12 protein-coding genes are annotated in these 12,244 nt (G+C 44.0%); 1 reads left to right on the top strand and 11 read right to left on the bottom strand.

All coding sequences use genetic code 11. The features are described 5' to 3' along the window. Positions 1-103: 103 nt before the first annotated feature. From JHD44_RS17635 to JHD44_RS17590, 10 genes are all read right to left on the bottom strand, one after another. A complete protein-coding gene (locus tag JHD44_RS17635; protein ID WP_199464049.1) occupies positions 104-898 on the bottom strand; it encodes a class II glutamine amidotransferase in 795 nt (264 codons plus the stop codon). Position 899: 1 nt separating this feature from the next. Beyond that, positions 900-2,789, bottom strand: a complete 1,890-nt coding sequence (locus JHD44_RS17630) for a VWA domain-containing protein (protein ID WP_199464048.1) — start codon at positions 2,787-2,789, stop codon at positions 900-902. A 41-nt stretch (positions 2,790-2,830) separates the two neighbouring features. Beyond that, positions 2,831-3,316: a YcgN family cysteine cluster protein gene (locus JHD44_RS17625; protein ID WP_199464047.1), complete on the bottom strand. Its 486-nt coding sequence runs from the start codon at positions 3,314-3,316 to the stop codon at positions 2,831-2,833. Continuing rightward, positions 3,316-3,606: a YcgL domain-containing protein gene (locus JHD44_RS17620; protein WP_133559616.1), complete on the bottom strand. Its 291-nt coding sequence runs from the start codon at positions 3,604-3,606 to the stop codon at positions 3,316-3,318. Before JHD44_RS17620 ends, JHD44_RS17625 begins: the two co-directional genes overlap by 1 nt. A 23-nt stretch (positions 3,607-3,629) precedes the next feature. After that, positions 3,630-4,769 (bottom strand): ribonuclease D, encoded by a 1,140-nt coding sequence (gene rnd, locus JHD44_RS17615; RefSeq protein ID WP_199464046.1) that lies wholly within the window; start codon positions 4,767-4,769, stop codon positions 3,630-3,632. A gap of 1 nt (position 4,770) precedes the next feature. After that, positions 4,771-5,364, bottom strand: a complete 594-nt coding sequence (gene recR, locus JHD44_RS17610) for a recombination mediator RecR (protein ID WP_199464045.1) — start codon at positions 5,362-5,364, stop codon at positions 4,771-4,773. A gap of 14 nt (positions 5,365-5,378) precedes the next feature. Beyond that, positions 5,379-5,705 carry a YbaB/EbfC family nucleoid-associated protein gene (locus JHD44_RS17605; protein WP_133559613.1) on the bottom strand — a complete coding sequence of 109 codons (327 nt, stop codon included), beginning with the start codon at positions 5,703-5,705 and terminating at the stop codon, positions 5,379-5,381. Between the two features lie 20 nt (positions 5,706-5,725). Continuing rightward, a complete protein-coding gene (gene dnaX / locus JHD44_RS17600; protein WP_199464044.1) occupies positions 5,726-7,906 on the bottom strand; it encodes a DNA polymerase III subunit gamma/tau in 2,181 nt (726 codons plus the stop codon). Positions 7,907-8,061: 155 nt separating this feature from the next. Beyond that, the gene (locus JHD44_RS17595; protein WP_199464043.1) at positions 8,062-9,054 is read right to left on the bottom strand and encodes a rhodanese-related sulfurtransferase; all 993 of its coding nucleotides are present in this window, start codon (positions 9,052-9,054) and stop codon (positions 8,062-8,064) included. Positions 9,055-9,145: 91 nt separating this feature from the next. Beyond that, the gene (locus JHD44_RS17590) at positions 9,146-9,799 is read right to left on the bottom strand and encodes a 2OG-Fe(II) oxygenase (RefSeq protein WP_199464042.1); all 654 of its coding nucleotides are present in this window, start codon (positions 9,797-9,799) and stop codon (positions 9,146-9,148) included. An 89-nt stretch (positions 9,800-9,888) separates the two neighbouring features. Between JHD44_RS17590 and JHD44_RS17585 the strand changes: the two genes are divergently transcribed. Further along, on the top strand, positions 9,889-11,634 hold the full coding sequence (locus tag JHD44_RS17585) for a DEAD/DEAH box helicase (protein ID WP_199464041.1): 1,746 nt from the start codon (positions 9,889-9,891) through the stop codon (positions 11,632-11,634). On the opposite strand, the gene JHD44_RS17580 is transcribed toward JHD44_RS17585, so the two are convergent. Then, entirely contained in the window at positions 11,631-12,221 is a 591-nt protein-coding gene (locus tag JHD44_RS17580; RefSeq protein ID WP_199464040.1) for a TetR/AcrR family transcriptional regulator, read from the bottom strand. The two genes, JHD44_RS17585 and JHD44_RS17580, sit on opposite strands and share 4 nt — an antisense overlap. Positions 12,222-12,244: the final 23 nt, after the last annotated feature.

Raw genomic sequence — 12,244 nt, 5'->3', positions numbered from 1 at the left:
ATCCGTTGCTGAGCTTAATTGCTCTGTATAGCTTTAATGTAGGGCAAACCACTTAAACAATAAAATCAATTAACTTTATAATTCTGATAGTTTTTTTGCTTTTTTATTCTGATGACACTTTTGACTCAATACGAGCCACCAACTCACCCGCATCAAACACACACATCTCACCCACTTGCATTTGCTTCCATGTCTCATCATGCGTAAGAGGCTGTGTCGCGATCACAGTGACAACATCTTTGTCCGTGGTGACTTCTTTGAAATCAATGGTGACATCTTCATCAGACAACGTTGCAGGCTTAAACGGCGCACGACGTGTTATCCAATGTAGCTTGGTTGTACAGTAGCAAAATAAGAACTGGCCATTTGATAACATCATATTGAACACACCCTTTTCTCTTAAACGATCACATTGCTCGCCAAGAAAAGCAGTTAGCTTATCTAGCTCAGGCATTTGGTCACCAAACTTCGCTAATAGCTGCTCAATTAACCAGCAAAAAGCCCGCTCAGAATCCGTCGTACCTAATGGGAAGTGCGTTAACAGAGCCAAGTCTTGTGGAGAATCTAACTGGCCATTATGGGCGTAACTCCATGTTTTATTCCATAACAGACGGCTAAATGGATGGGTATTCGGCAAGCACACATTACCCACATTTGCTTGTCGAATATGGCTGATCACAATATGGCACTTTAATGAAGTTTTGCTCATCACTTCAGCCATATCAGAATCCGCACTAGGTCTTGGATCATGAATAGACCAAACGCTACTGTCACGATACATAGCCATACCCCAACCATCTTTATGGGGACCAGTTCTGCCACCACGAGCACGCAGACCTGAAAAACTGAAGCAAATATCTGTAGGGACATTTGCACTCATACCTAGCAACTCACACATTTTATTTATCTTCTATATCAATTTGCTTACGTTTCTTACGGACACGTCGGAACAGCCAGTAGCCTCCGATAAGAACTAATAAGCCTGCACCATTCAGCGATCCATATAATAGCCAATCGGTTTTTGAAAGGCCGGCAGGAGCTTCTTCCTCGTTGTCCACAGCGGTATCATCCGCTATTTGACTTGCGTCGGCTTCTTTATCATTCGCCTCATCTGTATTCTCATTATCAGCTGGCATATCCACTTCATCTGTTGCGACAACTGCAACTTGGGGAGTAATCACTAATGGCACCAAATCTCGATTAACGGCTGCGGCGGTAGCCAGCGCTGTTTCTGGTTCTTGTTTCAGCTGACTGAGTGAAACGTCTCCAGCGCCATCTCGTGTTAAATACCAATCTGGGGTTGAGTACTCAAAACGAACACCTTGCTGAGTAATACCAATCAGTCGAACATGGGCACTTAAAGTTGTATTTGGAGACACAGGGTAGATTTTCTGCCAAAACCCTTCGCCTATTAATGGCATTTCTAGTGACTCTTCACTGCCATCATTTGAGGTCAAAATCAACTTCGCATTACTTCGCAACATATTTAAACGCAGGTTAGTTGGCTTAGCTGAAAAAGAGATTAAGTTTTCACTTTGCTTAGACGCCTCAAGCTCAATAGGTACCGCCACGGAAAAAAACTGGCTAAGCTTACGTACAAAGGTTTTTCCATCGACTTCAGAAATCAATTCGTAATTACCACTATCAGTTATTTGGTCAATTTTATTTTTAAATTGATAATTTGCGGTCAACAGAGGCCTTTTTAATAACTGCTTAGTCGTTTCTCCGTTTAATAAATTTAAGCTTTGATGTACCTCTATTAGATCAAGCACTTCAGGGTCATCTATCAATTGATCATCTTGAAAAAGACCTACAGTGGAGTAAATAGGCTCATTGACGAACAAGACGGGCGCAACTTTTGTAGCTTGAGCACTTAATTTCGTAATCACTCGAATGTTACTGCGCTCGAGGTCAACGTCCTCCACTTGCCAAGTACCAACCATTGGTTTAGTGACCGTTGCCAACAAATAATGATCGGCCTGTACAGCTGATACATTCAAAGCAGATAAGCTTAACTCTTTTCCGTTAGGCTGATGTATTTTGGGAGTAACACCTTGCTCATGAAAGATAAGCAATGTGGCCTCGTCTATCGCATCATCAATAAAGAAAGTGTTACCTTCAAAAGGCACTTCTTCCGATGGTGAAGCCTGAGAAAAAATACGATCAAACGTATCAAGCAGCTCATCAGGGGTAGCGACCTCGGTGTGCGTCGCATCTGTTAAAGTGGAAATAGACTGTAGTAGTTCTTTATCTGTATACCCAGTCATTGAGACAGTATGAAGATGAACACCACGCTCGGCTAACTGAGTGGCCAATTCGTCAGTGATGCGATTCCTAGACGCTTGATTAACGGCATCATCAAGGCTGACATCCACCATACCATCTGTCACTAGAATCCAATGACGATCAAAGCCTGGTGCTAAATCACCTGAGTCAGGGGTTTGAATTAACAAGCGAACAATAGACTCTAAATCAGTTTTTAAGTCGCCAGGTGTGTAACTTTTGATGGCGTCATCTAACTTTGACTTTGTCGACGAGCTAATCATCGACTCAGGTAATAGAACTCTCGCTCTCTCACCAAACAACCATACTCCCAGCGTCGCCTTTTGCTCCGGAGCAAGGTCTGAAATCAACTTTAAAGATTCAGCCGTAAGTTTGTCTGGATCGCTGATTAGCATACTTCCAGATGCATCGACAATTAAACGAAATTGGGTATCCGCAGAGGCCCAAGGTACAAAGAAAAGAAACAGTGATAATACAAAAATTCGTAACTGTCTTCGTTTCACCATTTTGATACTCCTTGGGCGGCGAATTAAACCACGCTAGGTGGTCAGTCTTGAGTTGGATCGTAGCACTCTGGCATGCCATGAACCCATTTGATTATATGTTCTTGCCAGCGATCTTCGTCAACCGTGTTTTCGTTAACTGCATAATGACTAACCGTTAAACCTTGACTAATCATTTCTCGGTGACTACCAACAACCAAAGGGTGCCAATTCGGAAGGTCACCTGTTTCATGTAACACTCGATAACTACAAGTATCTGGAAGCCACTCAAATGCAGTCACATCTTGAGGTGTCAATGAAAGACACCCTTCCACTTTCTCTAAGCGCTTGTCATAAACTTTACAACGACAGCCTTTGATATCGAGTTGGTGACAAGCAAGATCGGTGTAGTAAACCTCATCAGTCTCGTCGTCCATCAACTTCTGCAGGCAGCACTTTGCACAACCATCACAAATAGACTCCCACTCGGCAGAAGACATTTGCGCCAGTGGAGTCGTTTTCCAAAATGGTTCATAACGCTTGGCGATCATTAGTACTTAGCTTCCGTTGGTGCTTTATATAAATCTAGCAGGTACTCATCGCGAACAGGTGGCATTTGCAAATAAAAACCTTGCTCACGAATCGCTTTCATAACGTCTTCAGCATTCGCACGAGCCAGTTTCTTCTCTGGCTTCAGAAGCATAGTCATTGCACTGATGGGCTTACCAAAGCGTTCCATCAGCATTTCAGGCACATCCTTAGTACCTTTTTGCTTCTCAACGTATAAATACATTTCATCACGCTTTGAAGAACGAAATATTTCAATAATCATTTGGCTCATAATGAGTCTCACAAGGTATCAGTTTACTTGGCGAATTTTTCTAACAAAGGTTTAATAACCTTGTCTTGACGCCAACCATTAAAAGCAGGATTCGACCAGTCCATCGGTGAACCTTCATAAATATGACGCAATAACGGGTCAAGCAATTTACGCTTCAATACCACTTCAGGAGCAATAGCAAATGTTTGCGCCAGCTCTTTCAAATAGCTGCGGATCGCTTTTGATAAGTCTCCAGCATCCGATGGTAATGGCGCCGGCAATGGATTTTGAAATTCGTCAGCGCTAAGTTCATTCACACAAGCAACTTTCTCTAACACCACATCAGCGTATAAACGCACTTGTTTCGGTGTTACATCCTCCACTTTCCCCAAGCTTCTGGCATTGTCTGGCATAAATTTAGCGATTGCCCAAAGAGAGCGGTCTTTTAATACTTGGCCTTTCGGCAAATCATCTTGACGAGCACGCTCATCGCGCCATAGAAACAACATTCTAAGCAGTGTCAGCCCTTTTGGACTTAAACGCCACGCCGCTTTGACACCATCCCAATTCTGTTCTGGGTCATTGTTCTGTTGATACTGCCACTTCAGGCTTTCGCAATCTTCCAATACCCAGTCCAACATACTTCTTGCTTGTAGGCGTTGAACTTGCATTGGATAAACTTCCGCCAAATAGATGACATCCAGTGCTGCATAACGTTTCTGCGCGTCAGTTAAAGGGCGCAACGTCCAATCAGAACGTGTTTCGTCTTTTGCCACATCGATGTCTAGATAAGCTTTAACTAGCTTAACATAGCTTAACGACCATTCAGCACCAGCGAAGGCTTCGCCAATTTGAGTGTCATAAAATGGTACAGGCAGAACACCTAACAAGCGATCGAATACATCAAGATCTTCCGAGCAGGCATGAAAGACTTTCATAACGCTTTCATTCACCATTAAGTCCCGCAAAGCAGACCAATCTGAAATCGTTTGTGGATCAATAAGTACTGCTTTTTTGCCTTCAGAAATCTGAATCAACCCTGTGACTGGATAATAAGTTGTACGACGAACAAACTCCGTATCCACTGCAACGAAAGATAAAGTGCTCCAATAGTCACACCACTCTTCCAAGGCAGCATCAGTATCCACCCAGACTATGTCTAAATTTTGATTTTGAGTATCCATGTTAGAGTTTCTTCCGACCTTCAAGTGCCAAAGCCAACGTATTGCCATCAACGTATTCCAATTCACCACCCATCGGCACACCTTGGGCAATGCGGCTTACATCAATACCATTTGGCTTAAGGAGTTGAGCAATATAATGACAAGTTGCCTCACCTTCGACCGTACTATTGGTCGCGATGATGACCTCTTCGACACCTTGCTCTTTACAAAGCATTTCAAGACGATCCAAACCAAGTTCTTCTGGGCCAATCCCATCAATCGGAGACAGATGCCCTAGAAGAACAAAATATAAGCCGTCAAACTGCTTAGTACTTTCAATTGCGATGACATCTGCTGGCGTTTCCACAATGCAGAGTCGTTGCTGATTACGCTGGTCATCAGCGCAAATTGGACACAAGTTATCTTCCGTTAAAGTTCGACATTGTTGGCATCGCCCTACCTTGTCTAAAGCGGAACGAAGTGAAACGGCTAAGCGGTCAGCGCCTTGAGAATCACGCTCCAAAAGGTACAACGCCATTTTCTGAGCAGACTTTGGCCCTACACCTGGTAGGCATCGCAAAGATTCAATGAGTTCTTTAATTAACGGACTAAACAAGTACCTATCTCCAATTAGAATGGCATTTTGAAGCCAGGAGGAATTGGCATACCCGCCGTTGCTTCTGACATTTTGTCTTTAGAAGCTGTTTCTATGTTACGCACAGCATCATTGATCGCTGCTGCGATTAGGTCTTCAAGCATTTCCTTGTCATCTTCAAACAAAGAATCATCAATGGAAACACGTTTTACGTCATGGCGACCTGTCATGGTCACTTTAACTAGGCCAGCACCTGCTTGACCTTCTACTTCCATGTTGCCGATTTCTTCTTGGGCTTTTTGCATATTTTCTTGCATTTTCTGCGCTTGGCGCATCATGTTGCCCATACCACCTTTAAACATAAATCTCTCCAATATTCTAACTAGGCTTTCACTTTAACAGTGTCGTATATAACTTGCCCTCCCATCGTACTAGCCAGAGCTTGCACGATAGGATGATTATTCAAGTGTGTAATGGCTGCCTGCAATGCTTCAGCACGCTTGCTTGCCGCAAATTCTTCCGCTGTAACACCTTGAACTTCCTCAAGCGTATCAATAATCAGCGGTACATGTACCTCAAAGAAACCGGACAACTCTCGTTGAATTTGTTCATAACGTGCCTGATTCAGCATGTGTCCGTATTCTAATGGGACCTGTAATCGTATCCCCTGTTCCGATGCATCCATCAAACAAGAGTTCATAACTATATTTTGTACTAAGCCCGTTAATTTCAACCGAGGCGCTACTAACCACCATAAATTCATGGTCATATCTTTAAAGTGCGCGATATCTGGCAAAGGCATCGCTAGCGCTGGCTGTGCAACGGTATCTGGATGTTTATCAATTAGCGAAGGCTTTTCATTTACCGCCTCAACCAAATTAGCCGCCGTTGCATAAGGGTCTTCCGTTTCAGCGATGGCCCGCTCATCGGCCTCTTCATCGCTTTCCTCATCATCCATATCATTTGAATCATCATGCAACATTCTGGACAAGCGCTCAGCGGGGTCAATGCCAGATGCTTTAGTTGACGGTGCAGGCGTTTCAGCTGTCACACTGTCGACCGCATCAACAGTTTGCATAGCTACCGTATTTTGTGGATTTTCTGGTAGTGATTCATCCCAAGGCGGCACATCATCATATGATGGTTCATCAATTACTGGAGGCGAAGCATCCATTGTGCTTTCTTGCGGAGGCGTTGCTTCGATTTCCTCTTCAATCACAGCAGTAACATTGACACTCTCAGCTGCTAGCGTATTAGGTTCCGGTTCAGCCTCTACCTGAGATTCAAGCGAATCACTGCTTGCTAACAAGCCTTGTTCATCAATACTTTCAGGTACATTGACAATGTCTGCGGTCTTACGCTGCTCGACCGTAGGCTCTATTATCGGAGTGTTCTCTTGTGTCATATCAGTAGGTGAAGACGAAGAGACCTGAGGCTGAGGAACTGGAGGCGCATCATAACGAACAGTCATCGCATTTGCAGGACGAAACGCGATCAACCTTAGCATGAGCATTTCAAAGCCAGACTTTATCGAATGCGAAAGCGGCAAATCTCTACGCCCTACTAACAAACTTTGGTACATCACTTGAACTTCTTCAGGTGAAACCGTTTGCGCAATATGCTTTATTCGGGCCAGATCACCAATCTGATCTTGCAACACCCCAGGCACTTGCTGCTCAACTGCAACACGGTGCAGTGAATCCAACATGGCGCCGCATATTGAAACAAAATCTGGCTGATAGTCTGCTAGCGCTTCAATTTTTTGCAGGGTTTTTGCTGCGTCTTTCGCTGCTACTGACTCAAGCAGTGCAAGGATCTGACTTTGATTCACCAAACCTAGCATAGAGGTAACACCAGTCTCGGTGATTTGGCCGTCACCAAAGGCAATTGCCTGATCGGTGAGACTCAAAGCATCACGCATACTGCCATTGGCGGCTTGACCAATTTGCCACAATGCAGGTTGATCAAAGCTAACTTGTTCTGTGGTTAATACCTTTTGTAGATAATCCACTACACGCTGTGCCGACATATTCTTCAAATTGAACTGCAAACAGCGTGATAAGATCGTCACAGGTAGTTTTTGAGGGTCAGTTGTCGCCAGTAAAAATTTAACATGTTCAGGTGGCTCTTCTAACGTTTTTAATAAAGCGTTAAAAGAGTGTGTCGAAAGCATGTGCACTTCGTCTATCAGGTAGACTTTAAATCGACCACGAGTCGGTGCGTATTGTACGTTTTCAAGTAGTTCGCGGGTGTCTTCCACCTTAGTTCGAGATGCCGCATCGACTTCAATCAGATCGACAAAACGACCTTCAGCAATTTCGCGACAGCTATCACATTCACCACACGGTTCAGGTGAAATGCCGTTGGTTTCACAGTTCAGACATTTAGCAAAAATACGCGCAATGGTGGTTTTACCTACACCACGAGTTCCCGTGAACAAGTAAGCGTGATGCAAGCGCTGTTGACGCAAAGCATTAACTAAGGCTTGCAATACGTGATCTTGACCTGCCATTTCTAGGAAGGTTTGCGGACGCCATTTTCGTGCGAGTACTTGATAGCTCATGCAATCTAATCTGGTGATGACTGGGGCTGCATTTAACAGCACAGTGGATAATTTACTGAATTTTAAGCTTTTTCAGCTGAAAAAGGAATGCGGTTGGGACCAAAATGCAAAAAGGGCCAGCATTCGCTGACCCTTTTGAAATATCACATAAGCAATTAGCTTGCTTGTTGGCCAGCTTGGCGTTGACGCTCACGCTCAAGCTCTTTTTCACGGCGATGTTTTTCAACTGCATCAACAACTTCTGCACCAATGTGCGCTTCACCGCGTTCTTTAGCAAGCTGAACTTGACGCTCACGCTCAACAAAACGACGACGCTGCTCATCGGTGTACTTATCGAAGCAATGTGGACAGCTCACGCCTTGCTCAAAGCGCTCATCTTGCTTTTCTTCTTCAGTGATTGGCATACGGCAAGCATGGCACTGGTCGTATTCACCTTTCTCAAGCTTATGATTTACTGATACTCGGTTATCGAATACGAAACACTCACCTTTCCACATAGTGTCTTCTTCAGGCACTTCCTCTAGGTATTTAAGAATACCGCCTTCAAGGTGATAAACCTCTTCAAAACCTTGCTCTTTCAAGTAAGCAGTGGATTTTTCACAACGGATACCACCTGTACAGAACATAGCCACTTTCTTATTCTTCTCTGGATCAAGGTTTTCTTTAACGTACTGAGGGAACTCACGGAAGGTATCGGTTTTAGGGTTAACCGCGTTCTCAAACGTACCGATTTGGAATTCGTAATCGTTACGTGTATCAATCAGCACAACATCAGGATCTGAAATCAGTGCGTTCCAATCTTTCGGCTTAACGTAGGTACCGACCACTTTACGTGGATCAACACCTTCAACACCCATAGTTACGATTTCTTTTTTCAGTTTCACCTTAGTACGGTAGAACGGCATATCTTCATCGTATGACTCTTTGTATACAATGTTTTCAAGACCTGGCTGCTGATCTAACCAAGCCAACATAGCATCAATGCCTTCACGGCTGCCTGCAACCGTACCATTAATACCCTCTTTCGCTAGCAACAATGTACCGCGAATAGCGTTATCTTCAAGGGTTTGACGAAGGGGTTCGCGCAATGCTTCATAGTTATCAAGCTGAACGAATTTATACAGGGCACATACAACAACTTTTGACACGTCTTTCTCTCCTAATGCGATCTGGAACGTAAAACCAGAGCCTTAATTTGAAGGCGCGCATTATAGGGAAAAGTCTCACCAATTGCGAATTTTATTGACCAGGATCAAGATTGTTTTGGATGTTGTTATTGACTCGAAACCACCCAGCAACACTATGCCGTGTACGCTTTGCCTTTAATACCTCATGAGGGAACTCTTCACTGAGAAATACAGCTAAACGACCCTTTTTAGGGTGAAAGCGCCCTAGCTCTTTATGCTCATCATTTTCATCAAAGAGAACAAACTCACCACCATCACCTTCTTCCCAATTCTCATTCAGATACAAGACGGTCGATAAAACACGGTTGCTTTTACCCTTGAAAGCATCCACATGCTTTTCATAGAAAGCCCCCTCTTCATAGCGCGCAAAGTGTGCCTCATAATCCCATAATCCAAGAAACAAGCGACGATTAAACTCTAAGCGCAGCTCACCCATTGCATCAAGAAAAGCGCTACGGGCTGGCGTGACTGGATCGATCCAACGTATGTAATCTCGACGACGTTCCAGCGCCACTTGATGATCTAATGATCGACCGACTCCGGCCTGCTTCATATAACTATTGTCGAGCTCAGAAATATCCGACATCAAAGCATTAACCATTTCATCTGAAAAGAAATCGTCCGTAATACTCCAACCTTTCTCTCGAATATCCGCAAGCACTCTGTCAAACGGTGTCTCTGAAGTAAAAGGAACAATTGCACTCATGATGAAAACCTGTATGGGACGTTGTAATGGGGCGAATGATACTGTAGCGTGCCCAGCGAAAACACCAACTTTTAACGATTTCTTAGCAAATGTATCAACTCCGTGACTATCAACAAGAAGCGGTCGACGCGACTCTTGATCACTTTCGAAAAAGCAATGAATCCGCTGTCATCGTACTACCAACTGGTGCTGGAAAAAGTATAGTGATTGCTGAATTATGCCGACTTGCTCGCCATAAGGTCATCTGCCTTACCCATGTAAAAGAATTAGTTGAGCAAAATCACCAAAAACTCAGCGCACTGGGTGTAGACGCTGGCATATATGCCGCAGGACTAGGTCGCAAAGACACTAGAAACAAAGTCACTTTCGCCAGCATTCAAAGTATCGCCAGAGGCCTCGAGCAACATCAAGAAGCTTTATCTCTCTTAATCATTGATGAATGCCACCGCATACCAAAAGACCAGCAAGGACAATATCATCAAGTCATTGAGCACTTTAAACAGCTTAACCCAACACTTAAAGTATTAGGCCTTACTGCGACACCATATCGCCTAGACAGCGGTTGGATTTACCACAAACATAGTTGGGGCTTTGCTCGCGACACGGAGCGGCCTTTTTTTAGCCGATGCATCTATGAGCTGCCGTTAAGACGTCTTGTCAAAGATGGCTATTTAACGGAACCGAAAGTCTATGATGCAGCCGTTGCACACTACGACTTTAACCAACTGCACAGCAATGAGTACAACGATGATCAATCTCCAGTAGAGCAACAGCTAAACGAACTTGTTAGTAAACATCCTCGTGTCACGCGAGCCATCTGCGAACAAATCATCGAGCTATCCAAGCAACGCAATGGCGTAATGATCTTCGCCAGTACTGTTGAACATGCCAAAGAAATAATCGGCTATCTACCAGAACAAGAAGCCAAAATTGTCACAGGAGACACACCCTTAAAAGAACGTGATCAAATCATCACATCATTTAAAGCTAAGCAGATCAAATACCTCGTCAATGTATCGGTTTTGACGACTGGCTTTGATGCACCACACGTTGATGTTATTGCACTACTTCGCCCTACTGAATCTGTTAGCTTGTTTCAACAAATGGTTGGTCGCGGACTTAGACTCTTCCCCGATAAAACAGACTGCTTGATTCTGGACTACACCAACAGTGGCTACGATATCTTTCAACCAGAAATAGGCGTAAAGAAACCCAACCCAAACTGCCAACTTGTTCAAATCGAATGCCCCCAATGCGCACATCAAAACCTATTCTGGGGAATCAAAGCTGCTGACGGCACCATTCGCGAACATTACGGCCGTCGTTGCCAAGGGTTAGTCGAAACGCTGGACGGAGAATTACAGTGTGATCATCGCTTTGTCTTTAAACGCTGCCCACATTGCAACGAAGAAAATGATATCGCCGCACGTCATTGCCAGCATTGTCATGAGCGCTTAATCGACCCAGACGACATTTTGAAGAAAGCCTTAAATCTTAAAGGACATAAAGTGATTCGTTGCCAAGCAATATCATGCAAGATAGAAAGCAATAAAGTACACATTACCTACCATGATGAGGATGGTGACGAGCTTAAACAGATCTTTAATTTTGATTTCAAAAAAGGCAAGCAACGCTTTAATGATGAATTCGGACGTCGACTCGGCGAAGGGAGTACTCCCTTAGAGTTTGATAGCGCAGAACAAATCAAACCCTTCGCCAGTTACCTACCTAGCCCTGACTTCGTTATTGCAGAACAGGAAAAAAAGCACTGGCGCGTGACACAGCTACTGTTTGACTATCAAGGACCATACCGAAAAGCCAATGCGTTAAACTAGCGTTTAACTTGCAAGGCATTTTCAAAAGAAACCTTGAATGGCAAATTTAAGCCTTCCAATCGTTCTATTACTGAACTATTTGAAAACTCATTATTTGGCAAACACTCCATGAATACCAACCAATAATTTGCCATCATATTTTCTGCAAACAGGTGAGCCGTTTTGGCGTCAATACCTGCATCTGTGAAACGTGTTGATACACCTTGACTGATGGATTGCATTTGCTGCGTATGAAAACCGCCGTGACTAATGCTGTCTGCCACAATGTGACGAGTGGATTCGATGTAATCGGAGTAAAAAGGGAAGAGGATTTTTGCAATTTGAATAAGGTATTCTGCTGGAGATGATGTAGGCGCCAACAGCCCTACACTGGAAGACAAGGCTTCATCCATGTCGTCAAAATATATTTCTTTAACAAGCTCCAGCTTATCAGCGTAATGCACAAAGAAAGTGCCGACCGCAACATTTGATAAGCGACTTATCTCTCGTGTCGTGGTCGCTTCTACACCAGATTCATGAAATGCTTTTCTTGCGGCGGCTTTTATTTTGGCTCGCGTATTGGCCTTCTGTTGCTCTCGACGATTCACTTGCTCTCTCCATAGGCTTAGGA

This window comes from Marinomonas ostreistagni, from assembly GCF_016461785.1.
Lineage (GTDB): Bacteria > Pseudomonadota > Gammaproteobacteria > Pseudomonadales > Marinomonadaceae > Marinomonas > Marinomonas ostreistagni_A.
The sequence above is the reverse complement of the archived record's forward strand: the minus strand, read 5'-3'. Positions and strand labels throughout refer to the sequence as shown.

Coding starts and splice junctions, on each gene's coding strand:
- JHD44_RS17635 (WP_199464049.1), bottom strand. CDS start 898: ATGTGTGAGTTGCTAGGTATGAGTGCAAATGTCCCTACAGATATTTGC.
- JHD44_RS17630 (WP_199464048.1), bottom strand. CDS start 2,789: ATGGTGAAACGAAGACAGTTACGAATTTTTGTATTATCACTGTTTCTT.
- JHD44_RS17625 (WP_199464047.1), bottom strand. CDS start 3,316: ATGATCGCCAAGCGTTATGAACCATTTTGGAAAACGACTCCACTGGCG.
- JHD44_RS17620 (WP_133559616.1), bottom strand. CDS start 3,606: ATGAGCCAAATGATTATTGAAATATTTCGTTCTTCAAAGCGTGATGAA.
- rnd (WP_199464046.1), bottom strand. CDS start 4,769: ATGGATACTCAAAATCAAAATTTAGACATAGTCTGGGTGGATACTGAT.
- JHD44_RS17605 (WP_133559613.1), bottom strand. CDS start 5,705: ATGTTTAAAGGTGGTATGGGCAACATGATGCGCCAAGCGCAGAAAATG.
- dnaX (WP_199464044.1), bottom strand. CDS start 7,906: ATGAGCTATCAAGTACTCGCACGAAAATGGCGTCCGCAAACCTTCCTA.
- JHD44_RS17590 (WP_199464042.1), bottom strand. CDS start 9,799: ATGAGTGCAATTGTTCCTTTTACTTCAGAGACACCGTTTGACAGAGTG.
- JHD44_RS17585 (WP_199464041.1), top strand. CDS start 9,889: ATGTATCAACTCCGTGACTATCAACAAGAAGCGGTCGACGCGACTCTT.